The sequence below is a fragment of the Roseibacillus persicicus genome, from assembly GCF_014651675.1.
GTDB classification, from domain to species: domain Bacteria; phylum Verrucomicrobiota; class Verrucomicrobiia; order Verrucomicrobiales; family Akkermansiaceae; genus Roseibacillus; species Roseibacillus persicicus.
The window spans coordinates 1-26,429 of record NZ_BMXI01000011.1 but is presented as its reverse complement, the minus strand read 5'-3'; the positions used below and the strand labels follow the sequence as shown (position 1 = coordinate 26,429).

Annotated in this window: 17 protein-coding genes; 6 read left to right on the top strand and 11 right to left on the bottom strand. The window is 55.4% G+C overall.

All coding sequences use genetic code 11. The features are described 5' to 3' along the window. The 6 genes from IE099_RS13105 to IE099_RS13080 are packed head-to-tail and all read right to left on the bottom strand — an operon-like array spanning position 1 to position 8,663. Positions 1 to 1,797 carry a serine/threonine-protein kinase gene (locus IE099_RS13105; RefSeq protein ID WP_189570565.1) on the bottom strand — a complete coding sequence of 599 codons (1,797 nt, stop codon included), beginning with the start codon at positions 1,795 to 1,797 and terminating at the stop codon, positions 1 to 3. 56 nt (positions 1,798 to 1,853) lie between these two features. Next, positions 1,854 to 2,891, bottom strand: coding sequence for a stilbene synthase (locus IE099_RS13100; protein ID WP_229809515.1), 1,038 nt, complete (start codon positions 2,889 to 2,891; stop codon positions 1,854 to 1,856). Continuing rightward, positions 2,888 to 3,925 (bottom strand): NAD(P)/FAD-dependent oxidoreductase, encoded by a 1,038-nt coding sequence (locus tag IE099_RS13095; RefSeq protein ID WP_229809514.1) that lies wholly within the window; start codon positions 3,923 to 3,925, stop codon positions 2,888 to 2,890. Before IE099_RS13095 ends, IE099_RS13100 begins: the two co-directional genes overlap by 4 nt. Before the next feature lie 19 nt (positions 3,926 to 3,944). After that, positions 3,945 to 4,583 carry a class I SAM-dependent methyltransferase gene (locus IE099_RS13090; protein ID WP_189570561.1) on the bottom strand — a complete coding sequence of 213 codons (639 nt, stop codon included), beginning with the start codon at positions 4,581 to 4,583 and terminating at the stop codon, positions 3,945 to 3,947. Continuing rightward, positions 4,580 to 4,855: a DUF3820 family protein gene (locus IE099_RS13085; protein WP_189570559.1), complete on the bottom strand. Its 276-nt coding sequence runs from the start codon at positions 4,853 to 4,855 to the stop codon at positions 4,580 to 4,582. Before IE099_RS13085 ends, IE099_RS13090 begins: the two co-directional genes overlap by 4 nt. A gap of 40 nt (positions 4,856 to 4,895) precedes the next feature. Then, a complete protein-coding gene (locus tag IE099_RS13080; RefSeq protein ID WP_189570557.1) occupies positions 4,896 to 8,663 on the bottom strand; it encodes a coiled-coil domain-containing protein in 3,768 nt (1,255 codons plus the stop codon). A gap of 96 nt (positions 8,664 to 8,759) precedes the next feature. Here IE099_RS13080 and IE099_RS13075 point away from each other — a divergent pair, with 96 nt between their 5' ends. After that, positions 8,760 to 9,905 carry a vitamin K epoxide reductase family protein gene (locus IE099_RS13075; RefSeq protein WP_189570556.1) on the top strand — a complete coding sequence of 382 codons (1,146 nt, stop codon included), beginning with the start codon at positions 8,760 to 8,762 and terminating at the stop codon, positions 9,903 to 9,905. A gap of 11 nt (positions 9,906 to 9,916) precedes the next feature. Here IE099_RS13075 and IE099_RS13070 read toward each other — a convergent pair whose 3' ends face one another. Continuing rightward, positions 9,917 to 10,630 carry an outer membrane lipoprotein-sorting protein gene (locus IE099_RS13070; RefSeq protein ID WP_189570554.1) on the bottom strand — a complete coding sequence of 238 codons (714 nt, stop codon included), beginning with the start codon at positions 10,628 to 10,630 and terminating at the stop codon, positions 9,917 to 9,919. Between the two features lie 307 nt (positions 10,631 to 10,937). Between IE099_RS13070 and IE099_RS13065 the strand changes: the two genes are divergently transcribed. Both IE099_RS13065 and IE099_RS13060 read left to right on the top strand, forming a co-directional pair. Further along, positions 10,938 to 11,300, top strand: a complete 363-nt coding sequence (locus IE099_RS13065) for a putative quinol monooxygenase (RefSeq protein WP_189570552.1) — start codon at positions 10,938 to 10,940, stop codon at positions 11,298 to 11,300. Positions 11,301 to 11,477: 177 nt separating this feature from the next. Beyond that, positions 11,478 to 12,500, top strand: a complete 1,023-nt coding sequence (locus tag IE099_RS13060; RefSeq protein ID WP_189570549.1) for a DNA topoisomerase IB — start codon at positions 11,478 to 11,480, stop codon at positions 12,498 to 12,500. A gap of 33 nt (positions 12,501 to 12,533) precedes the next feature. Here IE099_RS13060 and IE099_RS13055 read toward each other — a convergent pair whose 3' ends face one another. After that, entirely contained in the window at positions 12,534 to 13,298 is a 765-nt protein-coding gene (locus IE099_RS13055) for an RluA family pseudouridine synthase (protein WP_189570547.1), read from the bottom strand. A gap of 113 nt (positions 13,299 to 13,411) precedes the next feature. Here IE099_RS13055 and IE099_RS13050 point away from each other — a divergent pair, with 113 nt between their 5' ends. From IE099_RS13050 to IE099_RS13040, 3 genes are all read left to right on the top strand, one after another. Continuing rightward, complete coding sequence (locus IE099_RS13050) at positions 13,412 to 14,527, top strand: DEAD/DEAH box helicase (RefSeq protein WP_189570545.1); 1,116 nt, start codon at positions 13,412 to 13,414, stop codon at positions 14,525 to 14,527. 106 nt (positions 14,528 to 14,633) lie between these two features. Further along, on the top strand, positions 14,634 to 15,362 hold the full coding sequence (locus IE099_RS13045) for a PEP-CTERM sorting domain-containing protein (protein ID WP_189570543.1): 729 nt from the start codon (positions 14,634 to 14,636) through the stop codon (positions 15,360 to 15,362). Positions 15,363 to 15,645: 283 nt separating this feature from the next. Then, entirely contained in the window at positions 15,646 to 18,738 is a 3,093-nt protein-coding gene (locus IE099_RS13040) for a sulfatase-like hydrolase/transferase (protein WP_189570541.1), read from the top strand. A 45-nt stretch (positions 18,739 to 18,783) separates the two neighbouring features. Here the strand turns inward: IE099_RS13040 and IE099_RS13035 are convergent, their stop codons facing one another. The 3 genes from IE099_RS13035 to IE099_RS13025 form a co-directional block, all read right to left on the bottom strand. Continuing rightward, on the bottom strand, positions 18,784 to 19,512 hold the full coding sequence (locus IE099_RS13035; protein WP_189570538.1) for a hypothetical protein: 729 nt from the start codon (positions 19,510 to 19,512) through the stop codon (positions 18,784 to 18,786). Positions 19,513 to 19,520: 8 nt separating this feature from the next. Then, the gene (locus IE099_RS13030) at positions 19,521 to 23,099 is read right to left on the bottom strand and encodes a hypothetical protein (RefSeq protein WP_189570537.1); all 3,579 of its coding nucleotides are present in this window, start codon (positions 23,097 to 23,099) and stop codon (positions 19,521 to 19,523) included. A 571-nt stretch (positions 23,100 to 23,670) separates the two neighbouring features. Continuing rightward, positions 23,671 to 25,779, bottom strand: coding sequence for a hypothetical protein (locus tag IE099_RS13025; RefSeq protein WP_189570535.1), 2,109 nt, complete (start codon positions 25,777 to 25,779; stop codon positions 23,671 to 23,673). Positions 25,780 to 26,429: the final 650 nt, after the last annotated feature.

The window sequence follows — 26,429 nt, the reverse complement described above, 5'->3', positions numbered from 1 at the left end:
CTATTCCTTCCCATCCCAGGGACGTGCATTCCGCTGAGCCTGCTCCCCCTTGAACCAGAGCTGCCAACTTTCCAAGGTAAAGCGGGCCCGTCCCGAAGTTTGCAGCTTGGCAGAAAGCTCCTCGAGTCGAATCAACTCCGCATCCACTTCACTCTGCGACCAAACCCGATTCCAGTCTGGTTCATTCTCTTTTAGCAGGAGAGCATCTGCGCCCAGCTTACGGGCCCAATCCTGATAACTCCCCACCCAATCATTCTGCTCCGAAAATTCCTGCCCGGCAAAAGCCTCGAAAAATTGCACCGCGCCCCAGTCTCCATTCTCCCAATTCTTAAGAGCCTTTCCGAGCTGCACCATTGCAATCTCCGGTTGGCCCGAACACTCTTCGTCCAAGGTGAAGGGCTCCAAGTCATCCCATTCGCCCAACAATCCTTCCAACGCCACTTGAGTTCCGGCTTCCAAGCCTGCCGAGCCCAATCGCTTCCTCAAGTCGTCGAAGACCTGCCGCGAGTCTCCCGCCCGCCCATCTAACAGAGCCGAGAGACCCGCCTCATACCCAGCCCAAGATGAAGTCGGCTCGGGCACTTTTTTCTGACGGAACAACTTGAGATAATTCAGTTCTGCCTCATTAAATTTCCCTGCCTGCAGCGCGTTCCTCGCCCGCTGATACGTCTTCGCGATTCGCATCGCATCAGTCTGGCCGTTGTCCTCTGGAACCACCTCACTGGCTTCCACCACCTCCTCCGGAGCTTCCGAGGATCGTCCTTTGAGCGCCAGAGCTCCGAGCCCGATTAACCCTAACAAAACGAAGACTACAATCCACACCATGCCCCCGTTGCCCCCGCGCTTCCGCTTCACTCCCAAGGGCGTGACCTGTGGTTGGGCCTCCCCCTTCAAGGCCCGCTGAAGCGCAGCGGTGACATCGTCATAACTCGCGGTGCGCTCCTCCCTGCGAAACGCCATCATCTGCGAAACCAGGTCTGACGTCGACTGGCTGACGCTCGGAGCCACCTTTCGTAAGGGAAGAGTCTGCCTCTTGGCTTCCAAAAGGGTTTTGGTATTCGTCGACGTCGACTCAATCGGCGGCTTTCCAGCCAGAGCATGGTAGAGGGTAGCCCCCAAGGCATAAATATCGCTTCGGAAGTCCTCCACCCCCGCCTCCAAAGCCTCGGGCGGAGCATAAAAGGGAGTGGCAAAAATCTCCTGAGCCCGCGCGAGCCCCGATTGCGTGACCAGAGAAAGCCCGAAATCCACAATCTTTGCCGTTCCCTCGCTGTCGACCAATATGTTGCCGGGCTTGATATCGCGGTGGATCAAGCCGGAGGCCTTTGCCGCCTTCAGACCAGCCGTGACCTGAAGCGCAATCTTGAGGACTTCTCGCTCGGGCAAACCAAGACCAGTCTCCAAACGCTTCTCCAAGCTCTCGCCCGCAATGAGCTCCATCGCGATATAGAACCGTTCAAAGGCCCGACCAACCGAGTAGACCCGCACCACATTGGGATGGCTAACCAAGGCGGTCAGCTCGGCCTCCCGCTCGAATTGAGCCGTACGGTATTCGTCACTGGAGTATTCTTCATTGAGAACCTTGAGAGCAACCTCCCGCCCGAGCGTTTGGTCCTGCGCAACGAACAAAACGCTCATTCCCCCGTAGGCCAATCTCTGTTGGAGACGGTAACTTCCGAAAGCAATCTTCACCCGCACCTCGGCCCCACAATTCGGGCATGCAACACGATTGAACGGACCGGCGGCGGTCACGTCCATTTCGCCACTGCACTCGGAGCATACTGCGATATCGGCCATTCGAGGGGGCAAGGATGCCCGAGAAATAGTTTCTAGCAAAGAGCTAAGGCCGTATTTCAACCCCTTCGGCTGAGCTCGCAGCAATGAGCCGAAAATCCGGCCCCAAAAGCCGTCATCCAATAGTGGAGATCCGAATCCGGAGCGTCTAACAGACGGGTCTCGAGCCCCATCATGACGCTCGGGCTACTGCAATTGCCAAAGTCCCTCATCACCGCCCGCGTCTCGGGGAGGTCGTGCGAAACCACTCCTTCCACCACCTCAACGACATCCCGCCCGCCTGAATGAGACAACACGGCGTCAGGGTCACCACTCCGCTGAGCCCACAGCTTGGCCACCGCCTCACCGGCCAGCTTGGGGACGGTGCGATGCAGCTGGTTTTTCAAAAAACCTCCGCTGTTGACGAACCGTATTTTCTCGCGCTGCGCAGGCTCGTGCTGCGTCGCGAATCGCCCGGCCTGCCACTGCCCCTCCCTCGCCCGGCCAGCACCCGACCAAATCGCGGAGGCCGAAGCATCGCCAAACAAGGCGGTACTAATCAAGACCCCGGGTTCATCATTCATAAAGAAGGCGAGCGAGCACGCCTCCACAGCCACTGTCGCCACCACCGCATCCGGATTCGCGCTCAAGAATCCCTGAGCGGCCCGAAACATCGGAATCGCGGCCCCACAGCCAAAGCCATTCACGTCCTGCAGAAAGGCCGTTTTTGAGAGCCCCGCTTGTTCGGCAAGGTAGCTGGAAAGCCCCGGACAGAGATATCCAGTGCAGGAACAGACAAAAAGCGCGTCCAGCTCTGAAGCCTTCACGCCCGCTTGGTCCAGCGCCTTGCGCAGGCTCGCCACCCCCAGACGTGGTGCCTCGCGTTCGTAATGATTGTTCAACTCCTCCGCCCCCATGGAGAACAACTCCAACGGATCGGGCAGAACAAAGGAGCGTCGTGAAATCCCTGAATCTCCGCAAAGAACCTTTTCCAACAAAGAATAGGATCGCGGCTGGAGGGACCTCACCCCTTCCGCCTCCCGGATTCGATGCCAGACTTCTTCTTGTTCATAGACGTGGGGGGGAGTGGCCTTTGCGACCGATTGGAGGAACATCATGTGAGAATTCGATTGAGAAAGGCAAAAGGAAGGAGACCGGGCTTGGCTGCCGCGGCGAGCACCTCCTGAGCGGGTGGAGCCAGTATGGCGCGGTGGAGACCTTTGGCGAGGGTGATTCGACGATTGAATCGCTGCGCGAGCTTGCGATGAACCTGCTCACGAGCTGACTCCCAATTCACCCCCCCCTCGGAATAGCTCTTCAGAGGCTGCAGCGCACACTCGGCGGCTTCGAAGGCCATCGACATTCCATTTCCAGTAAAGGGCGGAATCATCCGCTCGGCATCACCGATTGCAAGAATCTCCGGATCGTGCCCCTGTGCTCCAAAGTCAATGCCCGCAATCCCACTCACCGAGGTATCATCAGCAGAAACATCGCGCAATCTCTCTGCCAACTCATCAAGACCAGAAGCAGCGAGATAGGCTATCATTCGTTCACTCCCCTTTCCGCCCAAATCTCTTCGCTTTCGGAAAAGACCACAAACATTGACCCGCCCATCTTCCACCGGCGTCAGTCCCACGTAGCCTCCATCACCCAGATGCATCTCCAAACCCGAACGAGTCTCTAGACCCAAAAAATGAGCTTTCAGCCCCAACCATTCGCTTTCCTTTTGCAAGCGCCGCCCTGCCGCCCAGACCCTACCCGGGCGCGGCTCAGGCACAGCACGATCGCGGAGGGAAACTTCTCCACCGAGCGAAACAAAACGAGACCTCATCCTTTCGTCCATAGTCCAGCGCGAAAGGGCTCGAACCGGACGTTCCATACTGGTGTCTGCAATCAGACGCCCCTTCAGCCACCATGTCATCTCCTCGTGAACCTTTGCTCCCTCGAAGAGTTCAGACAAGCCCAGCGCGCCCAAGGTCTCATCGCTCACTCCATTGACAAATTCCCCGCAAAGCCGGTGCCGGGGGTAACTTCCCGCTTCCCGCAAGACCACCGGAACATCGAATCGCCGCAGACCTACCGCGAGGGACAACCCCGCGATCCCGCCCCCCACTATCTCGATGGAATGTTTGCTCAAAATCCTAGCGAACATTCACCGGAAAACCATCCGGTCAATTGAAAACCCCTTCCCGCACCGCAACCGATCGCAATCCACCTCGCAAAGTCACCCTTTCCATCCATCGCCACCCGTCTATCAGGCCCAACTTGCGGGGTAGTTCGCCTTTCTCAAAACCAGCTCGAATACTCACAATCATATCGTGCCGCGTGACTTCGTTAACGAACGGGAACAAGGTATAGCCCTCTGCTAGCGCCAAGGGAGATCGCAAGGGTTCCGCGAATACCAAGCACTGCCGCGAGGCGAGAAGCTCCCCCAGGCGTTGCAGCTGATCGTCCTCAAAGTGATGCAAAATCAAGCTCCCAACAACAATCGGGGCGCGGTCATCGCCAAGGGTCTCGAAGAAATTCCCTTGGGCCCAGGAGATCCCAGAGTTCAGCTTTGCCGGCTTGGGCTGCAAATCATAGCCTCCGCAATCCCACCCCTTTTCAGCCAAAGCCTGCAACAACTCGCCGTGCCCCGCTCCCAGCTCGGCAATAGCCCCGGCGGATGCTCGGCGCGCGAGTTCGCGGACAATCCAACGCTCATTCCCCATCAAAACGTTGATGAGCCGCAAATCCCGCCGGCTACGGACGGCCCGCGGGTCGCTCCCGTCCAACTCATCGAGTATCTCCGGCACCACCTCCCGCTTCATCGTTTTTTCTTTTTCAATTCCGCCTGGGTGTGCTCCGCCCGACGGATGGGATCAAAGACTTCGGCCGCACCCGCCATCTTGACTTCGTAAACAAAAGTCATCAGCTCCCCCAGACGACCCGTGGGAAAACCTTTGTCTTTGAACCACATGAGATATTCGTCCGGCAAGGCCACCAGCAGCAGGCCCTTGTATTTGCCAAAAGGCATTCGGTAGACGCACAGATCTTCGTAGATCTGGCGCCACTGCTCTCTATCGATCTCGGCGAACTCCATCTCCACACAACTTGGCCCGTCTGGAGGAAAAGAAAAGCCTTCACCATCCCGAACGTCCAACCCGGGAACTGGAACTGAAAGAACTGCGCCCTACCGAACTGGAACGACTGGATGAACCAAAGGAAGAGGAGCGGCCAAAGGACGACGATGAACTGATGCGGGAACGACGGGCGGCTGCTCGTTGCGCAGCAGCTGCAGCTTGGGCCCGGCGTCGACGTCGAGCTTCCTCAGCCTCGGCGGCGGCAATAGCTCGCCGAGCCTCCACGATGGCAAATCCCGCGTGGCGAATACAATCGTGATACTCCCCTCGCACAATGGCACGATTGGCTGATTCAATCGCCATCAATCCGGGAGTTCCCGAGACTCGGACGCCGTATCGCCCTTTCCAATGCACCGCGCTGCGCAGGGCTCCTTCCGCTTGGGAAATCCGGGTCATGGCCTCCCGCGCCAGTTGAAGCTCCTCACGGATCACCATACTGGCCTCAGCCAACTCCTCACGAATCCCAGCCAGCTCCTCATTCACCGCGCGCCAATCACCGTGAGTGCCCTGCAACTCGGCATCGGCCTTCGCCAGCTGCGAGGTAATTTTCTCGACATGTCCCATCGCCTTCTGCAGCCGGTTGCTATCGGTTACCCCATCAGTCTGAGCGGCATGAACGAGCCGTTGGGTTTCCTCCTCCGCCGAACGTGCCTGCCTCAGGGTCGCCACGGTGTTGTCATAAATGACCAAATCATTGTCGACCTCACCCCGGACCACGGTCAATCGCTCCGAGAGCTGAAGCAAAGAATCTGCCGCAGCAAAGGGGTTGTTATCTTTTCCAGTAGCCTCCACCGCGGAGCGAGCTTGGTCCCGTTGCGCTTCCGCCTCGACAAAGAGCGCAACGGTAGCCGCCATCACCCGCCGATCCGAGACCGGAGCCTCCAGGTCCTTGCAAGTTCGCAGCAGCTTTTCCAACAAAAGTTCATTCTCATCGGAAAGAGCCGCAAGGGCGGATTTCCGCTCCTTCACTTCCGAGCACAATGTCTCTCGCGAAGCGACAACTGCGCTGCCCTCCCGCAACAAATCCCGTGACTCGAGCAGACGGGCAGACCGATGACAGGCGCTCGCCTCCTCCAAGATCTCCGCCACCCGCTGAGCCCGTCTTTTGAGAACCACGGGAGCATCTGCGTAAGAAGCATCCTCCCCGCCGCTGAGGTCGACTAACAATGCCGATGAGGAAAAATCAACACGCAGCGACTCAACCAACGCGACAATTTCACGCTCATGATTTGCAGTGAATTCATGATTGGATTTCAGTTCGCGATGCTGCTGCTCAAAAACGCGAAAAGACTCCTCGGAATCGGTCACCAACTCGCGGGTGCTGGCAAGAAACCCTGCAGCCTGGTCGAGAAAAGCCTCTGCCGCCCCCGGCTCCCCCGCATCCAGAGCTGCCAAGGCGGCCTCGCGTTGGGCACGCCCTTCCGCCAAGTGGGTATCCGGATTTCTCTCGGGGCTTTCGCTCAGCACGCGGTCAGCGGCCACCCCCAACCTCTGCCCCAAGGACGAACGGGCCTGCCGCACTTGGGTCGCAGCGGCATCAAGGGCCGGCTTAATCTCCTTCTCGGCCCTGCGACCTTCGGCCAACGACTGTTCGACCCGCTCCGCAAAGGCCATCAAGGACTCAACAAATGAGGAGATGGAATCGCCCGCCGACTGTTGCATTCCGGCGAAACACAACGCTTCAGCCCTCTCACTCAAAAGGTCCATTTCCCTCTCGATCCAAGAGGTTTGCCGACCCAAATGCGCGAGATCGCGCTCATCCCGTTTAACCTGTTCCCAGCGTTGCTCACGGAAGGCAACCACCCCTGCAATCAAGGCTGAAGCTTCGCTCACCATCCGTTCACCGACCGCTATCGGTCCCCGCAACGCGGCAACCGGATCACCATCGGCCAGCTCGGTTCCCTCTGCCAACTCACTTTCCATCACTGGAATCCATTGCGAGAAAAGATTGTCCAATAGTAGCCAGCCGTCGGACTCCCAATCGTCAATCGTTCCCTCCAGCCGCTCCAAACGAACAATTTCCAGCGCAAGCTTTTCCCTTCGGCTTACAATACTGGTCCATGCATCGTCGACCTCTTGCAGAGCTTCGCGTCCCTCTTGGAGCGCCGCCTGCAGCCGTTCCTGCCACTGGGACAGCTCGAGGGAAAAATCCTGACTAATCGCTGCACCCAAGCGTTCTTCTGGCGCACCCGGCAACGGTGGGGGCAAGGAAGGATCACAGACGACCTCGGAATCCAGAAGCTCAATCGCCTTTTCATAACCTCCCCGACTTACCAAATTACGGGCCCCGGGAAGTGGGCTGCGGGGTTCAATCAGACGCGCTCCCTGCTCGATCAGATCCTGCACATAGGACGAAATCACGAAGGCCCGATCCACAGCGGCAAGACCTTGCTGGCTTCTCGCCAAAGTATCCCCCCGGTAGCCTCTGGCATCGAGTTGGTCCGCCGGACCCACCACGAGGGCAGCCCAATCGAGCATCTCCATCAACTGATCGGAAACCTCACCCATTTCGTCCCTCCTTTTCTGCAGCAGCGCTTCCGCCCTTTCCTTAATCTTCCGGCGACGACGATTTCCCGCCAGTCCACCCACCAGCAAAAGCCCGCCAACCCCAGCTCCCGCCGCGCCGGTGAGAACCTCCCGCTGCTGCTTCATCTCGGCGGCCCGAGCCAAAGTCCTTTCCCGAACCAGGCGAAAGTCAGAGTCCTGTCTCACCAAGCGCTCCGCACCCTCCTGAGCTCGATCCAGCAATGTGCGGTAGGCTGACTCCCCCTTCCGATGGACTTCCTCTGCTGCCTTCAGCTCTGCGAAAAGTCCTTCTCGCGATGACAGGCCGCGGTCATTTTCCGAATGAATCTCGAGCTCCTTCAGCTTTTGCTCCAGGCGTTCCATCTCACGGGGAGCCTCATTGTAGTCCTGTAGGAGGAGCCTGAACTTTCTCATCTCATCCTCGGTTGAAAGCGCTTGATAGCGCGCGGACTCGACGTTCCCCCGGGTCAGGAAGGTTCTCGCTTGCTGAAGTTGCGCGCGCCAAATTCCGGTCTCCTTTCGAACCAAGTCCCCCTCTTGCAAAGTGGATTCCTTGCGGAAGCGCTCCAACTCCCGTTCCACCTGTTTCAAGTTCTGCTCTGCCCGCGCAATGGTGGCCTCGACGGCCTGGCGCCGGACCTTCGCCTCTTCCGCTGCCGCAGCGGCCATCCGCTTTTCCTGCTGCAGGCGAGACTGTAAGCGCCCCTCGATACTCGTCACGGTATCCCGCACCGCGTCCGCTATTCTTCCTCCATTTCTCATCGCACTGATCGCGGCGGCATCCAGCCGGCCGGACCAGCGATTCCCTCCCAAGCCTCGCTTTTCATATTGATCGCCTCCGAAATAAGAGAACTTTCGCTCGGCAAGATAAATCACAAAGAAGACCCCGTTGCGCTCACCGGTAGACTGATCTCGCAAACTTCCAAAACCTGTCTTCCCCAACAAATCAGACTCCAGGGCCTGCTCCACCGCGTCGATTCCAGTCTTGGAGCGGTAGCGCTCCCCTCGAGCCGATTCCATCAGAAGAATGACCCAGTTCTGACCATTCTGGTCCAACCACTTCTCGAGACTCGCAAGCTCTGCATCCGACAAATTCACCTCTCCCTTCACATAGAGATGCTGGTCGGGCGCCCACTGCTCGACGAGGGCGGTGCCTTGCGGCAGCAACAGAGCCGTTTCACTCGCTAACAGGAGCGGGAGGCCCATGAGCAGAATAAGAATCCCAAAAAGTCTCAGTCGCATAGTAGCCTTCTAACCAAGGACGTCTGGTCCGACAAGAATTCCACGCGCGAGAGATTGGAGTTGCCCCGACATCGGCAAAGACGTTTCCTCTCAAGGATGAACACACGCGGCAAGTTAGTCGTTCGGATATTGGCCGGGATCGGAGCCCTCCTGAGTCTCTATCTTCTCACCATGAAACTGAACGGGCAGATCTCGTCGATCTCCGGATGTGGTTCCGGCGGAGGTTGCGCCAATGTGCTTGGCTCGCGATGGTCGCAGTTTTTCGGGATTCCAGTCAGTGCTTTTTCCAGCGCTCTTTACTTGACCATTCTCGGCCTCACGTTTCGCTTCAACGCGACCTTGGCACGGTCAGCCAGCATCCTCCTCTTTGGAGCTGCCGCTTGGTTTATGGGGCTGCAATTCTTCTACTTGAAAACCTTTTGCCCATGGTGCCTCGCTACCCACCTGACAGGAATTCTCACTGCAACCGCCCTCCTCCTTCACCACGGGGATGAGAAAAAGAAATCATCCATTCATCAATGGACGGTCGGCTTGGGAGGGATTGCTATTCTGGTGGCGGGACAACTCTTCGGCCCCGTTCCGGACACCCATTTGATCACCGAGGAAAAACAACCCTCCGAACCTAAAGAAACCTCCCAAGCGGAAACGGGAGAACGAATGGTCAGCTTCCCCAACAGCGAGACAGCAGTTCCGCTCAAAGACCTCCCTCATATCGGGCCGATCGACGCCCCTCATGTGCTGATCAAATACTTCGATTACACCTGCAATTCTTGTCGCGACATGCACGGGGACCTTGGAAAGCTTCAGGCAAGCTATCCCGAAGAAATCACGGTCGTCTATCTCCCTGTTCCACTCAACCGTTCCTGCAATCCCCACCTCAGTTCGCGGGTGAAGGACCACGAAGGAGCTTGCGAGTTGGCCCGGCTGTCGCTGGCAGTGTGGAAAACCAATCCTGAACTTTGGGAACAGGTCCACAATGGCCTATTCTCCCGCCCGGTGCTCTCGCCCGCCATTGCAAGAGGTCACATTGAGCAACGGGTGGACAAAGTGCAGCTGGAAGAGGCCTTGAAAGATCCTTGGATTGCGGAGCGCCTCACAAGCAACATGAAGACCTATCAGACCATGGTTATCGCTACGGATCGCATGCCCAAGCTGGTGATGGAAGGCGGCTCTGTGATGCATGGCATCAGCAGAACCACCGAGGACTTCGTCAAAACGATTCGAGAGAAACTGAAGCTGTAAAGTGTCGCTGCCTATCGAAGGCCCTGAGGACCTGCGGCCTTGGGCTTTTCGAACTCGAGGTAAGTGATTCCTGTCGTCCGACTGTCTTCGCCGTAGGACTGCACTTTCATGGTCTTGATCGAGTATTCCCCTCCACCAACGCGCATGATATCGGTCACCTCAAAGACTTTGATACACTTGCCGTCAGCGCGATATCCGTTGATTCGCATTAGGGCTCCAGACGCCTTGTGCACCCAGACATCGACCGTTTTGTAAAGTCCGGCAGCCTTGGGATTGACGAGTCGCACTTTCCAAGCATCACGACCAATGCCGAGATTCTCCTCTCCCAACACAGTGGAGTTCGGCCAATAAAGGAACGACATCGCAAGGTCCTCATAGGTCAAGTCGGTCCCCATCACCGGCTGGGTGATACGCTTTTTGTCGAAGCGCTTGATGCTGTTCCCGACCCCTTCAAAGAGATCATACTCATCGTCAGTCAACTTGAGCTGAAACTTTTTCCAAACCTTTCCCTCCAATACCTGAAACTCAATTCCTTCATTCTCGTGAAGAAAGAGGGCGATATTGGTCTTGGCATTGTTCTTCCGCAGGACCCCCGTCAAACTCGTATCTTGCAAAGTGGCCACATAACGGGCCGTTCTTAAAATGTCATCGGCGTCGGGTTGTTGGGCGGCAGCACCCAGAATACTCGACAAAAACAGGAGGGAGGTAAGGAAGAATGTTTTCATGGCTATTTTTTCCACAGTTCCCCCATGGGACACCCAAAAGCAACTGCGTATTCAGACAAGTGAGCGGAAAAAAGAGGCCGTTTCGTCTATTTTTCCCTGTCCTCGGCTGGAAACCGTCAAACCTTGCCCGTTCAAAACCAGAACCTTTCGAAGAAAGAGGCCATCACCTTTCCCTCGCCGACCCAGCCCATTTCCTACAACTCAGCATTGGCAGGCAAGACGGCAAATCGCTTTCGAGCAACAATTTCGATACACATTTTTCTGCTTAGTCACTTGCACTCCGCTCGGTTCAAACCAAACTCCGCCCATGAGCCAACTCTCACAATCGGTCAGTATCCACCCCTATTTCAAAATCAACGCGGGACAGGAAGACGCCTTCGAGGCCCTTATCGCAGACTTCGTCGAACGGACTAGCACCGAGGAAACTTGCCTCTACTATGATTTCAGCATCTCCGGGGACCAAGCCTACTGCCGGGAAGCCTATGTCGACGCAGCGGCTGTTCTTCGCCACCTGGAGAACGTGGGATCATGCATCGAAGCAGCAGGAGAGATCTCCGAGATGTACCGCCTCGAATTCCACGGACCCGCGGACCAGATCGATCAGTTGCGAGGACCTTTGGCGGACTTACCTGCAGAGTTCTACGTCTGGAAAAACGGAATCGACCGTTAGGCCGCTCAAATAAAAATCCATCCGGCCTCGCACTTCCGGGCCATCGCTTCCTTGAGTCGGCAAAACGCATCTCACGAGAGGGCATACTGCATGATTTCCTTTCGCGACCTTCCCCGAAATTCTCGGGTTTTCGGATAAAGGCGCGTTGGCACTCGCTTTGCAAAAGAGAGCGCATCCATGAATGCGACCACTCCCTCCCTGCCCCCGAACCTCGTCTACTCCCACGACGGGGACTCCGGGTTTCGCCGCAAGGGAGCGGGCCGTGGCTTTGCCTACTACGACAAAAAGGGAAAACTCGTCAAAGACCCTGAGATCAAGCAGAGGCTGCAAGCCCTCGCCATCCCGCCTGCTTATCAGGAGGTCTGGTTTTGCGAAAATCCGCAGGGTCACCTGCAGGCCACCGGTATCGATGAACGCGGTCGCAAGCAATACCGCTACCATCCCGATTGGACCGCCTGGCGCGACCGGCAAAAGTTCGATTCTCTTCTCCCCTTCGCCAAAACCCTCCCCAAGATTCGAAACGCGGTCCGGGCTCACCTCGACTGCGACAGCCTTTCCAAGGATTCGGTCATTGCGGCCGTGGTCCGCCTGCTCGACAAAACCGCCCTCCGCATCGGCAATGAGGTCTATCAGCAGGAAAACGGCACCACCGGATTGACCACCTTGAAGAGTCGACACGTCGAAACCCATGACGGCTACCTTCAACTCAACTTTCGGGCCAAGGGAGGCGAACGCAGGGAGTTTGAGCTCTACCTACCCACCATCGCCTCGGTGGTGGAAAAGCTAGACGACTTGCCGGGACAGCGTCTTTTTCAATATCGCCATGCGGACGACGAAACGCTCCATCCCATCACCTCAACCGACATCAACGAGTGGCTGAAGGAAGTGTCAAATCTGGACATCAGCGCGAAAGACTTCCGCACTTGGCGGGCGAGTCAGCTCACCTTGAGCCACCTGCTGCAACATGAACCCGCGAAGAACAAGGCGGAGACCATTAAACAAGAAAACAGCGCGCTCAAGGCCACCTCGCTCGAACTCGGTCACCGTCCGCCAGTGTGCCGCAAGCACTATGTTCACCCCATGATTCTGGAAGCCCATCGGGAGGGGGCCTTGCAGGACTACTTGTCCCCCAAGCGTCGCCTGAACGGGTTGAGCACGGCTGAGAACAAGCTCTTGTCCTTTCTCACCAAGATCGCCTAGCCAACGAACAACCCGGAAAACCTAATTCCACTCTCACTCTCGAGTCTTGCGCACCAAGCTTTCGAAGTATGGCGGAATGATGGTATCGAACGTCATCTCCTTTTTGGAAAAGGGATGAATCAGGGTCAAGGACGCGGAATGCAGGGCCAGGCGCGGTCGCTTGCGGGCAGGTCCCTTGCTCTTCTGAGCAGGCTTGGGCGTTTCCGCTTCGGGCTTCTCGCCGCGATATTTCTTATCTCCCACCACAGGGCAACCAATGTCGGAGAGATGAACGCGGATTTGGTTCTTCCGGCCTGTTAGCAGGTCGATTTCCAACAGGCTATTCCCCTGCCCTTGTTTGATGACCTTGTAGGCCGTTTTGGCCAGCTTGCCCTTCTTCTGGTCGGTGGTGGAGTAGACCTTGTGAATGGCGTTTTCGGTCAGATAGGAAGTCACCACCCCTTCGCGCTCGGGGGGCTCCCCATCGACGACGGCATAATAGGTTTTCTTAAAGTCGTGCCACTGGTCCTGCAGAAAATGCTTCGCCTTCTCGCTTTTGGCAAAGACGAGCACTCCGGAGGTGTCACGGTCCAGGCGGTGCACGATGAAGATCCGGTGGGGGGACTTGGGGTTCCCCTTCCGGACGTAGTCATTGAGCAGGTAGAAGGCGGTATTCTCGCGCACCTTTTCGCTGCTCACCGTCAGGAGCCCGCTCACCTTTTCCACCACCAGAATATCGCGATCTTCATAGAGAAAGGTGATGCCCTTGGGGTGGTATTTCTTGGGCGGGCGTTTGAAATTCTTGTCGTTGTCGGACATCGTGTGGGCGGAGTGATAGCAGAAGCTCTCTCTCCGGCGCGAGGAGATTCCCGCAGCCGCCCCCAATAAGGCTCGCTTTTCTCGCTAAAATTCCCGATAGCCTGCCTTTCGTTATGGCCAATCCCTTTCTCGCACTCGGTGTTACTGAAGACTTTATCCAAGGATTAGAGGAACTCGGTATTCGCAAGCCGACCCCGATTCAGCGCAAGGCCATCCCCCATCTCATCGAGGACGGCCGCGACTACATCGCCCAGGCCCAGACCGGAACGGGCAAAACCGCAGCCTTCGGGCTCCCCCTTTTGGCGAAAATGGACCCCAAGGACAAAAGCATCCAGGGCCTCGTCGTCGCCCCCACCCGCGAGCTGGCCAAGCAGATTGGCAAACAGCTGTTCCGCTACACGAAATACTCCGCCAAGGTCTTTGTCGAAGTCGTCAGCGGCGGGGACAATATCGACCGCCAATGCGCCGCTCTCAAGCGTCCCACCCAGATTGTGGTGGCCACCCCGGGCCGTCTTCTCGACCTCATTGAGCGAAAGGCGCTCGACCTCTCCGCGGTCAAATATCTTGTTCTGGATGAAGCTGACGAGATGCTGAGCATGGGCTTTCAAAAGCAGCTCGACCAAGTCTTCAAGTTGACCCCCGCCCGCAAAGGGACCTGGCTGTTCTCGGCGACCTTCCCGCCGAAAGTAGAAGCCCTCGTGAACAACAATCTCTCCGCCAAAGCGCCCTTCCAAAAGGTGGACCAAAAAGACGTCGTCAATCGCAATATCGACCATCGCTATGCCGTGATGGAGCACGCCGAAAAAGACGACTTCATTATCGACTTCCTTGAGGCCCAGGGCGAGGAAAGAGGTCTAATCTTTTGTCGAACCAAGGCCGGTTCGGTCGCTTTGGGCAATCAACTGCGCAAACGGGGTTTCAAGGTGGAAGTCCTGCAGGGCGATCTGACCCAGTTGGAGCGCGATAAGGTGATGCGAGCCTTCAAGAAGGAGCGGGTGCAATTCCTCATCGCTACCGACGTGGCCGCGCGGGGCATCGATGTCGCCGACTTGTCCTTTGTCCTCCATCATCAACTGCCCGACCAAGTGGAGTACTACACCCACCGCAGCGGCAGAACCGCACGGGCGGGAAAGACTGGCCTGTCCCTCGTTCTTTTGGAGCCCAAGCAGCGTCCCCGTCTCAAGCGCCTGTCCACCGAACTCAGCATCGAGTTTAAGACATTCCATTAACATTGGATTACTTTAAATAGTAATCAACTGTTACCGATTCCATATCTAACGAATATTGAATCAATTTGCCAATAGCGGCATAAAGGTCTTGTTCACCCACAAGACCATGCGCACGAAAACCACCCTTTTTGCGATAGGACTCAGCAGTTCCATCACCCTTTCCGGCCAGGATCAACAGGTGCTGCTGGATACAATGGACTTCGCCGACTATCAGGTCTCTCAACTGGACTTTGGAGATTTCGCAAACCCAGACGACAACTCCTTCGTTGATGGCTCGGGATTCTACGGTGCAGGAGAAAGTGGCAACCCTGGTTCCTATTTCCAGCTACTTCACTATCACGATATTATTCGCGAAATTGAAGACAACCCGGTCGGCGAGAGTTTCAATACCGAAGTGCAATCCTTCGCGGTAAACAACGACGTCAGCTATATCCCAACCGTCGATGGTCCCTTGGGTGATCTCACCTTCAGCGTTGATTATCGCACAACCGCAACCGAGTACTTCTCGATGACTTTCGTAATCGATAACGCGAGTCAGAATACGGGACGAATCTATTACGTGGACGACTCCCAACTCATCGCTGACGGGCAGTGGCATACCGCGACTTTCGCAGGAATTAGCGATGCCGATACTCCCCATGTCTCCTTCTCTGGTGCCGACGCCATTCAGTTCGGATTCGGTATCTACTCGGATGCCTATGTGGAGTATGAGCCAGTGGAACTCTACTTCGACTTTGATAACTTTCAGGTAACCAACGTGATTCCCGAGCCATCTACCGCGCTTCTGGCCACTCTGGCTCTCGGAGGCCTCCTCGGTCGACGCCAGCGCTCTTAAGTTTATCCGCGAAAAAGGCCTTTCTACGAGCCGGACCACTCTGACTTGTAAATCCACCCTCGTCACTGGGTGCTTGGGACTGGAAAATGGAATCGGTAGCCTGATTTCTGATGCGACTTGATGGAGGTCCAGCCTGAGAGGCTCAGTCGGCTGCGCTCAGGTTCAGCGACCTTGAAAAAGGAAAACTCAGCTGTCCCGATTCGTCATTGGGTCGCGAATCCTTGGTATGCCGTGAGACCCGAGAGGTCTTGGGGTGCAAAACCTATTCACCCACTGACTCCATTTGAAATTTCGCGCCAACACGATCCTCAGTCCAGCCAAGAAGCTGGCCCTGACCTGTCTCGGGACCGCCCTGACAGCCCCCCTTCTCGCCGACCAACCCAACGTTCTCATTCTTTACTATGATGACCTGGGCTACACCAATGTCGGCTCCTACGACACCTCGCAAACATCCTACACCCCCAATCTGGATGCTTTGGCGGCAAGCGGGATGAGCTTCACCGCCGGCCACTCCGCCGACGCGGTCTGCACCCCCTCGCGCTACGCGCTCCTGACGGGACGCTACTGCTGGCGCACCTCCTTGAAGACTCGCGTCATCGGGGGATACTCCAAGCCCCTCATCGCGCAAGATCGGCTGACGATTGGCAAGATGTTCCAGTCCTTGGGCTACAAGACCGCGATGGTGGGAAAGTGGCACATTGGCATGCAGTTCTACAGCCCGACTGGCACGGAGGTGGACCTGGGAAATGATGCCGATGTTTTGGGGACTAACCTGACCTCCGCCAGCGATGATGAAATCGACTTTTCCAAACCACTCACCCGAACCCCGAGCAGCACCGGCTTTGACTACTTCTTCGGGACCTCGGCCTCCCTCGACATGCCTCCCTATGCATGGATCGAAAATGAGACCATGCTTTCCAAAGGCGGCCTAGTGGTTGGCAGGAACGTCGATTTCTCCCAAGCCACTCCCGCTACCAACTCCGACTATCAGGAAGGCGAGCCCATTGGAGCAGTGAACAACGTGCGTGATGGCGCCTACGACCCCACTTTTGTGGTCTCTGACTACCTTCAGGTGCAAGCCGCCAAAGTGGCCGACTTGCTGAAGGATCGGGCAGCTGATGGAGAGCCCTTTTTCATCTACGTCCCCTTCCCTTCTCCTCACCTTCCTTGGGCGGTGCAAAGTCAATTCAGCGGAACAACTCCCTTCGCCTACGGAGACTACCTGGCCCAATCCGATCACTATGCGGGAGTAATTTTGGATGCCTTGGAGGACCCGGACGGTGACCCCGCGACTGATGACAGCCTGGTGGACAGCACCATCGTCTTCATGAGCAGCGACAATGGCGTGGAGAAGAATGCCATGCGGCAAGGCCTCAACTCGAACCACGACGGCAATGGTCCCTTCCGCGGACTGAAGCTCGACAACTGGGAAGGCGGAACCCGCGTGCCCTTCATCATCCGGTGGCCCGGAAAGACCAGCCCCGGTTCAACCTCCGATCATCCCTGTTGGCAGGGTGATTTTTTCGCCACCATGGCGGAGTATCTGAACTACGACCTCTCCCCCGGAGAAGCACCGGACGCAGAAAGTTTTCTCCCCGTTCTAACAGGCGACCCCATGCCGGCTGCGCGACGGCCGGCCACGATTCAGCATGCCTACAACGGGCAGCTGGCCATTAAGGACAAGGATGGAATCTGGAAGCTTCTCGACGGCACGGGTGGCAATGGTGCCCTTTCCTATGATTCCTCTAACAACGAAATCACCGCAGCAGACTCGGCCGGGATCATCTTTGGAACTCCCCGCCAACTCTTTAACCTTTCGAGCGATGTGGGCGAGGACAACAACCTTCTCCCCTCGACCGATCCCGCGATTTTGGCCAAAGAGCAGGAACTCTATCAGTTGCTCAACGAGATTCGCGGCAACACCACCTACGGAACGGATGGCGACAGCATGGTGCCGCCGATCGACACCGATCAAGACGGTCTACCCAATTACTTCGAGAACGAAAATCCCGGACTCGATCGAGCAGATCCGGCAGATGCTTTGGAGGACTTCGACTCTGATGGTCTCAACAATCGGCAGGAATTTGAAAACGGAGCCAGCTTATTCGATGCCGATACCGATGACGACAGACTATCGGACGGCTGCGAGGTGCTCGTCTACAATTCCTTGCCCGCCAATCCCCACTCCGATGCCGATGGCTTGGCCGACGGGGACGAAGTTCTGATCTGGCACACCAATCCCATTGCAGTCGATACCGATGGCGACGGAGTCAATGATGAAGAGGAGCTGGCGGGATTTTCCAATCCGCGGGTGGCCGAATCGACCCTCAGCCTGGGTGCCCCCGTTACTATTTCCCTCAGTCCATCCGTGCTGCAACAAGCTGGTTCGACGGGGAATGCAAACGATCCCGCAGTGCAAGGAAGCTGGACCGATTCGGGCGAACTCTACGTGCGCGAGCGTGCTTCGGGCGGTAGCCAGCAGAACACCCGCACCGCCCTCTTTCTGAAGTTTGACCTGAGCGAAATCCCCGGTCTCATCACCGAAGCCCGTCTGCGAATCTATCAAACTAACAGGCTCAATGAGCTCCACAGCGACGCCCTCCAATTGGGGCGTGTCACCAGCGACTGGAGTCCCGAAGCGGGCAGCTATCCCCTCTTCCAAGGAACACCAACCACTGATGAGTTCATCTTCGGAAACAATAGCGACTTTGGAACAGCAGTAACCGCCTCGGGGTTCTACAGCGGAACACCGGGAGGGGCGGGAGATGAGAACGGCTTCGATCCCGATGGCCAGCTGACTGCGATGGCCCAATCCTGGCAGAGCGAAATCACGCCAAACTACGGGATGAAGATCTCCTTCTCTTCACAAGCGTTCGTCGGTGCGGCCTTCGCGGAGAACGATTTACCCGGCACTCCCGAAGACGAATCCCTCCAGCTTCTGGTGACCTATGTTCCGGTGGAGAACAAGGACTCCGACGGCGACCAGCTCAATGACGACTACGAACTGGAGGTCTTTGGAGATCTCAATCAAACCGGAGACGGTGATTTCGATCAAGACGGAGTATCTAATTTGTTAGAATGGGCCCTAGGCGGAGACCCCGTTCGCCCTGGCAACTTTCCTGGCCTTTCGCTGGACAAGAATGGCAATCAGCTTTTCGATCTCTCATTCCATCGCGTGGTCGACGCCGGCCTCGGCTTTGAGCTTCAACTTTCAGAAAATCTAGTCGATTGGACTCCCTTTCCTGATTTCTATCAGGAAGCCATTCCCTCACCAGAGAGCGAACTTGGCGACGACTTTGAAAAGATCACTCTCGAGCCAAACCAGCCCTTGCCCGAATATCTCTTCTACCGCCTCAGACTTCACTGGGGCAACTAGCAAGCACGTTTCCCCACTTCATCCTCGCCCTAGCGCTCTTTCTTCTCACTGAACCTGAATAGGAAAAGTGACCCCGTGGTAGTCGACCCGCTCGTAACGAGGGTCCCAGCTGAAAATGCAGATCTCTCTCCGGGTGGGTCTCATGACGATGGTCGATGCGCTCAATAGCTTCCACTTCTCCTGCACCGGATGATAGTAGTGATAGCTCACAGGAACGCTCGTCGACTTCGCCAAGGATGGCGGCACAAAGACCTTTCTCGTCCCCGGCTTGAGAGCCAGCTTTTTGTCACCCAACTGCACGGCAACGTCGAGTTGGCTCAGATTCAAATAGAGGGAGTCACCTCCATTGAACTTGGCCAAATCCTGTACGAGGCAGTGAAAGATCTCCTCCCCCTTCTTTTTGGCGCGAGGGGTCAAGATCACGAGTGCTTTCGTCATACCATCAGGGATGCGAGCTTGGGCCAGAGTCAGGTAGATAGTTTTCTCCGAGTCCTCGGGGTCGGGGGCAGCCTTGACCACTTTGATAATACCGTCTTGTCCAAATTTGACCGGCGCGCTCACCGCCCGTTTCGAAAGAAGAGTATCCGTAATTTTACTGCCACTCATCACCTTGACGGGGTTCTCCAACTTATCTGGGATTTGTGTGGCTACGAACCAAGCAAGGCGTCCCGCGGGCTTGTCCGAAGCGCCCTCTTCCTGCCCGAATGAAGTTCCGCTCGCGACTAGGAAAAGGAGAAGCGATTTGAGCAAAAGCTTGTGCAATGATTTCTTCATAATTTCAATTAAACGTCCTCTTTCTGGAGCCAGCGAAAACTCCTGATTTCGAATTTTCGGCCCAGGCTCCGATTGATTTCAGAGAGCTCCCCGTTGTCTTCAAAGTCGTTGTTCCCATCTAGTACACGGGCGGCGACCTCTGGGTCATCACTGCTGTCCACATACTCGGGGATGCGCTGCACAATAGCCTCGCACCAGGCACGGGCAACTACCGTTCCGTTGGCAGCCAAAGTTTCTCCGTAGGCACGAATGCGGAAGGTGTCATCTCTAACAGTGAGGGTGTTGCCAATTGGTTTCAAGATGTCGGACTGGATCACATAGCCGGGAATTCCAGCAAAGCGGGAACCCTCGGCCGCTTCCGGAGTCTTGAATGAATGCTGACCCAAGTCACTTTCCGTAATCATAAAGCCCGGTCCATTTTTAAAGCGATAATTGATCGAATTCGAATCGGGATTGTGGTCGTCATAGTCAATCGCACTCTGGAGCGCCCCCATAGTCCCCAGCTCATCGTTCGAGAGCCGCCGGTTGATGAACTCGGAGAGATTGAGGAAAGGCCCACGCAGCTTGACCTGCTTGACACACTCTTGAGCCAAGCGCTCCAACTGCTCATCATCCAAGAATCTCACTCCGCTCCAGGCTTGGTTTCCATCACTCCGCGCAACACCGGTTTCTGGATCATCCATTTCTTGCCCGGTCGTCGGGGTATTGAATCGGGAAATTGCGATCTCTTTCCCCTGGGGCAACGCGACCTCACCCAAGCCTCCATTCTCCCGCTTAATCAGCTTCCGTTCCCGAATCCCCATAAAGAGCGCCTTCCAAGCAGGGACCGAGGTGCTGTTCACGTTGAACATGCCATCAATCATCAAATGCTTGGCTGCCAAGAGGTAGCCTTCAGCATCGGCAAAATCCTTTTTGACCTCATCATCTGGAGCCAACTCTGAGGGTCGATAGAGTAGACGACTGTTCGCTAGCGAGTCTCCCTCCACCAGAGAATCGATATTCTCCTGCAAGCTCTTGGCAGCACTGGCGCCAGGCCGAGTTTGATCGGCGAGTGAAGAAACAAAGTAGTCGTCCCAAAGGGCATCGTTGAGCAAGAAGGTGTGATCCCAGTAGTCATTGAAAACCTTGTTGTCGACAGTCTCGGTATTGCTCCAATTCGTTCTCACCTTCGGATCCTGACTCTTCGAGTTGTCGAAAAACTGATACACGTCCTGACGGGGAATCATAGGATGGACGAAGGAGTTGCCAATCCCAGGTCCGGTGATTCCGCTTTGATAGGCGACCGTTTTGCACTCAGCACTATAGAGAGAAGATTTGGCCGCGAAGGGGCGCTGCTCCTTCTGAATCAAGTGTGACCCGTATTCGCCGAGTTTCAGCCAACCCGGGTTGATTCGCATATTGGAAAAGCCCGCCAGACTTCCCACTGGCGCGGTGGGTAGTTCGAGCGCGGGAACTGCCGTGACTTTTTCATAGGGGCTCGCTCCAGACCCGAGAAAACCCAGTCCGCCCAAATGCGGGACAACCTTGGGCATCTCGGCCATCGACATGGGGCCGAAGTTCATTACGTAAGGGTTATCAAGGCGCTGCGTATGGGCGATCGTTGGGTCCTCCGAAATATATTGTGCGCTACCAAAGTAGAATGGTGGGGCCTGGATCCAATTTCGGGAACGCCAATCCGATTCCCACTCAATGCTCTCATACTCAAATTCAGAAAGGCCCTTCAGAACAAGTTGAGCGTAGGCAAAAGGAACTGGCTCCGAGTCCGAGAAGACCCAGCCAGCCAGATTATCTGGTCTGGAAGCAATCGATCCCCGCAACAGGACGGGATCCGGGGTGATGGGGGTCAGCGTCTGACCGACCTGAAACCAATCGTGCTGATACATAGTCGGCATCTTGTCGGTATCATTCCCCCAATAAGGAGAATGACAGAGCGACCCGGGCGTATTCCCCCAGTTGACATTCCCACCCGCATGAGAATGCGCAAAAGTCAGCGAAACCCCCGGCAAATCAGAAGCACTGTAACTGCCAAAAAGGGTGCGGGTGCCACCTATCGCCTGTGGGTCGAAGCCCTCGAAGAGACCGGGATCCTGCCGGGAACTAAACAAGCCTTTGTGTGAGAACAACCGAATCTCCCCCGGCTTGAAGACGATATCCCTACCGTTCGATGACCGGACATAGGACTTGTCTTCCACCGTGGACGTGAAGGTCGTGTTCCCCGACGCCGATGGCGTCAGGGTGCTCCCTAGAAAGAAATTCCCTTCGTAGGGCAGGATCTTATACGCCGCGGTCAGCATTCCCAGCGTGCTATCCGGAATTTCCAGATCCACGTTATAAGGATTCCAAAACGTGAAGATTGGACTGTATACCAAGTAGCAGTCATACTTGCCCCGCGTTTGGGACGGCTCTGACTGCAGACTATAGATGAAAGTCACTTTGGCCAAAATCGGCACTCTCCAATAGTTGTTCGAGCCATCCCAGGTCACCGTGCTCCGTGATATACTATTGGTCGTCACCACCTCGGTCGACGGCTTCGCCCCCGTCCATTCCAGACTGCCTCCCCCTCCACCGGGCGAGACTGTCGCATCACTATCGCTCCGATACATGCGATAGAAGTGCCGCATATTGGTCCACGAGGCGAAATGACGATTCGGTATTTTTGGATTCTTACCCTCCAGATCCGAACTCATGGGACGAATGGACGGCTCCCGGGTATCTCGGGAAGGAGAGAAATCATAGGGCTCCGGCATGGTCGACGATTCCAAGAGCAAGCTTAGATCTTTCTTCAGGTGGCCCGTTCTCACACTTGCGACCACGCCCTCACTATGGGCAGTCAGGTCGAAGAAATGCTCTTTCACCACCTCTCTCTCCACTCCGGCCAAGTCCAGAGAAGCTTGCGAAACCAGCTTGGAACTGAGCTCCGGCTCTTCTTCCAAGTGATCAAATCCTTCAAGGGTACCCACTGCCACTTCAGCTGTTCCACCCTGCGCACTTTCCCATGCATCCTCGGCCAAGTCTCTCGCCTGAGCCGCCAGAGTGAACTTCGCCTTCTGATTCTCTGCCCCAATCCACCATGCCTGACGACCCGTCTCTCCCACCTCCAACAACCGTGCACGAGTAACCCGATCAGGATGCGCGATTGCCGAATCACCCAAACTTCCCTCCCCCACGAGAACCACCGAGTCTTCATCACTCCAGTCCAATGACGAAAGAGGAAGATCGACATCTTCCTTCATATCATCCGGTAGCGAAAGCAACCAGCGGCGAAACATATTGCTTCTCTGAGGCTCGTATGTCTCCTGAATCCTCAACGAGTTGTTTTCTCCCGGCCTGGTGTATTCCGCATTCAACCAGTTTCCCCAAGAATCATAGCTCGCCAGCCAACGAGATTGGGAAAGCCCATCAATCGAGGAAGTCTGCACGTCCTTGTCGAACAAAGAGGATTCTGCACTGACCCGCATGTCTGGTCCCATTTCCTTTTGAAGTTCGCCCAATGCCAAAGTCAAGGCCAGCCGGGCATTGGCACGAGCCTCGGCAAGCGCCAGGTCTTGAGTCGCGGCTCGCAATGTGATGGTTGACAGACTCAACATTCCCACTGCGATCAAGGCCAACAACATCAAACATAAAATGGTAGCTACCAGTGTAAAACCCGGCTCAACAGCCACACTCAATCTTCGTGATACTCGGATAGTCATTTTATTAATAAGTTATCATTCAGAACACACCCTACCGAAGAAAACACTTCTTCAGCCTACCCTCCAAAAATCAGACAATTACTATAGAGCAGGAAAAATACCAAAACCGACAAAAAACTCACTAAAACCAAACAATCTTCAAATCACAACATCACTAGGAGAACCCCATATTAAAACAACAAATACGGAGTTCTAAAATCTTAAGAAAATAGGGCCGCAAACCACTAAATACAAAAAGGTTACAATCCAGAACCACACCTCCCAAGGCTTTTCCAAATCGGACCAAACAACTCGTTATAAGAACCAAAAAAATCCCTGCTCATCAATTAAGACAAGCAGGGATCATTAAACCCAGAACTACCAAGAAAAAATTAGCGCAACCTCAAACCGATTACTCACAAAAAAGATTCATCTCCAACGGGCAGAACCGTAATTTTAATCATTCGACGAAATATACATCGAATCTCTAAAGCTGCTCAATGCTCACACGCATGAACTTCACTTTATCGGTATCTTTCGCGAGGCTCGCTTTGATTACGGGATAATCAGAATCAACCGCAGGGTCAGGCCCCAAAACTTCGACAACTCCCGCTGTAAACCAATCTTCCAGATTGGTAGACCATTCAACTGTATAGCTGATATCAGTTGCGGCAGCGACTGTAGGATAGCTGATTGAGAGCTCGGTTTCGTCGGTGGAAACGACAATCGCAGGTTGGTCGGAAGGATCAGTGGGGTCCGAATTGAGACCGTATTCTGCCAAATTATCGATACCATCACTGTCAGGATCGGCATTAGGTCCAACGATTGCCTCATCATTTTCCCCTGGGAAATAGCTCTCCTGCCAATCAGCGAAGGACGAACCCGAAGCAGACTCGGTCAGCACTCGGATAGAGTCCAAGCCAACATAGTTACCCGCATTAGCCGGATTCGCAGGGTCAGGACCGCTGACCAAAATGTTCAAGGTATAAGATTCACCCGCAGCCAACTCAATACCATCGAAAGTGGTGAAGACCGCTTTCCAGTCGTATTGGAAATTCTCCGTCGCAAGAATTTGTTCGGAACCCAGTGAAGCTTCGGAAGAGTCAAACAGCTCGAGCGTAATGTAGTGCTCTTGAAGACCATTGCCTTGGGCCACCGTCTTCCAAGCGCCCGAGGAACTGAAGCTACGGACATTCAATTCGACATTGCCCATCACAACGGGCTGCGCATCCACCACGAGAGGAACGTCCACTTGCCAATGCGCGCTATTGGTGCTGGTTCTGGGCGCGAAGTGATTCTGAGCATCCGCCGAGTCAAAGAGATCGAGCACGGTAATCGTGCTGTCTGCAACCGAATCAACCGTCAGACTGCCCGGGTCCTGAACTCCATTGACAATAAAGTCCGTGATCGTGGCAGTCGTTCCCGAAACAGACCGACCGGCAAAGACGGTGGCGAGAATTTCATCTCCGGTCACCTCAGGGAAAGTCCACACAGTCGCCGCGTTCGACGGTGCAGTCTCAATCAATGAGGCTGAAGTCTCCCGGGCGATAACCGTGTAAGAATAGGGTGTATCGGGAGTCAACCCGGTGCCCGTAAATGTCGGACTGGCCTGCCACCCGCTATCGGTTGCGAGAGTTGTATTTGAGAAAAGATATTCTACCGGATTGTCACTCACCGCCGTGCTTGCGGTCATGGTGATCTCAGAATCGGAGATCGCGGTAGGAGCCGTAGCGAAAGACATCGGATTCGGGAAAGGAGTCACAGTATCGAGGGGCAGAACATCTTCCACCGAACTCCCCATACGGATTTCGTCAAAAATCTCTGTTTGCCCACCCGCAATCGCCACAATATCAAACACGGACTGGTCCAAATCGACTGCCATCACAGAGAAGGCCTCAGGCAACTCGGCAGCCGCATCCGCAACGCGATAGAGACTCATCACATCATCCGAGCCCACCTCAGCCCATTCGATTTTCCCAACAATCAACACAGTACTATCCCCTACCACAATTCGACCATCGACAGAATCGGCAGTCAGCACACCAGCACTGTAAGTCACTCCGTGAATTCCGATTGCGCTTGTAGCACTTCCATCTCCGTCAAAACTCAAGCCCACTGCATTCCCGCCCGTAGCGATAGCAGGAGGAGTCGTCGCCGGATTCGCGGTAGTGAGACTGGCGTCGCCAAAGACAATTGCCGCGTGAGAGTTCGCTGCATAGCCTCCGGTGCTTCCACCCGGGTTGGCCTTCATCAAGACACTAAACCAAATCGTCGAACCGTCAGCAGTAAGAGCAGCTTGAGACTCTTCTGAGACGCTGCGGCTAGATTCGGACACGCCATATCTTTGCGGACGAACATAGGAGCCGCCCGAAGAATTCAATCGGCTAAAAGACAAGCCCTCCCCTACGGCAGGGATACCACGTCCATTGGCATCGGTATCCGTGCCCAACCAGGCGCCATTCCAGCCACTTCCACCGTTCAGATCCCAGATGGGGTCGCCTGCGTTATAGTCAAAACCTTCGTAAACTACGAGCTCTCCGTTGACTGAAGCAGTCGCCAGCAAAGTGGCAAACCCGATATATCGTGTAATAATCATCCTAATTGTTTGGTATTGAATCGCTCTCTAACTTCCCACTAGAGCTCAGCTTCAGACGTTGCGGCATCTGGTGAACCCTGTAGCGCAATTCCCCCCTTGTGATTGGAGGGCACGCTCGAAGAATTGCTTTTTGTTCCCCTAGGCCGCTACCGAAAACAGCCCCTCGTCTACCCCCCCTACGGGAGCAGATTCTCTTCGCCTGCGAATCACAAATTCCCTCCCATCTTTCAGAAAACGAAGCGAGCAATTCATCCTCGTTTTGACACAAACCTCTCTATTTACAATGAAAACGACTGAAAACTCGGTTGGGGTTTGAGCCTCACAAAACGAAGTGCCGGCCCCTCAAGAAGGTCTCGAATCGCTTGACGAGCAGGTCATTTCCCCACTCACGCAGACAAAAAAAATTCCAAGATTTTCGCCGCCTTGCCCCATTTGGACCTCATTTTGGTGTTCTGCCCATCAAAAAAGAGCTCTCGAAAAGACCACTGGTCCCTCGGTCACGAGCTGGAGATGCAAAGGAACCAAAAGTGGCAAACCCCATTTGGGCTCTTCATCAAAGATTGGGGACATGAGGCGATAAAGCCATCATGTCCCCGATGTTTAATCACCTAAAGATAGGCCTGAAGGGTTACGACCCCCTTCAGGATTCC

Excerpts from the sequence above, each read along its gene's own strand:
- IE099_RS13105 (WP_189570565.1), bottom strand. The coding sequence starts at position 1,797 with ATGGCCGATATCGCAGTATGCTCCGAGTGCAGTGGCGAAATGGACGTG.
- IE099_RS13100 (WP_229809515.1), bottom strand. The coding sequence starts at position 2,891 with ATGATGTTCCTCCAATCGGTCGCAAAGGCCACTCCCCCCCACGTCTAT.
- IE099_RS13095 (WP_229809514.1), bottom strand. The coding sequence starts at position 3,925 with ATGTTCGCTAGGATTTTGAGCAAACATTCCATCGAGATAGTGGGGGGC.
- IE099_RS13090 (WP_189570561.1), bottom strand. The coding sequence starts at position 4,583 with ATGAAGCGGGAGGTGGTGCCGGAGATACTCGATGAGTTGGACGGGAGC.
- IE099_RS13085 (WP_189570559.1), bottom strand. The coding sequence starts at position 4,855 with ATGGAGTTCGCCGAGATCGATAGAGAGCAGTGGCGCCAGATCTACGAA.
- IE099_RS13080 (WP_189570557.1), bottom strand. The coding sequence starts at position 8,663 with ATGCGACTGAGACTTTTTGGGATTCTTATTCTGCTCATGGGCCTCCCG.
- IE099_RS13075 (WP_189570556.1), top strand. The coding sequence starts at position 8,760 with ATGAACACACGCGGCAAGTTAGTCGTTCGGATATTGGCCGGGATCGGA.
- IE099_RS13070 (WP_189570554.1), bottom strand. The coding sequence starts at position 10,630 with ATGAAAACATTCTTCCTTACCTCCCTCCTGTTTTTGTCGAGTATTCTG.
- IE099_RS13065 (WP_189570552.1), top strand. The coding sequence starts at position 10,938 with ATGAGCCAACTCTCACAATCGGTCAGTATCCACCCCTATTTCAAAATC.
- IE099_RS13060 (WP_189570549.1), top strand. The coding sequence starts at position 11,478 with ATGAATGCGACCACTCCCTCCCTGCCCCCGAACCTCGTCTACTCCCAC.
- IE099_RS13055 (WP_189570547.1), bottom strand. The coding sequence starts at position 13,298 with ATGTCCGACAACGACAAGAATTTCAAACGCCCGCCCAAGAAATACCAC.
- IE099_RS13050 (WP_189570545.1), top strand. The coding sequence starts at position 13,412 with ATGGCCAATCCCTTTCTCGCACTCGGTGTTACTGAAGACTTTATCCAA.
- IE099_RS13045 (WP_189570543.1), top strand. The coding sequence starts at position 14,634 with ATGCGCACGAAAACCACCCTTTTTGCGATAGGACTCAGCAGTTCCATC.
- IE099_RS13035 (WP_189570538.1), bottom strand. The coding sequence starts at position 19,512 with ATGAAGAAATCATTGCACAAGCTTTTGCTCAAATCGCTTCTCCTTTTC.
- IE099_RS13030 (WP_189570537.1), bottom strand. The coding sequence starts at position 23,099 with ATGTTGAGTCTGTCAACCATCACATTGCGAGCCGCGACTCAAGACCTG.
- IE099_RS13025 (WP_189570535.1), bottom strand. The coding sequence starts at position 25,779 with ATGATTATTACACGATATATCGGGTTTGCCACTTTGCTGGCGACTGCT.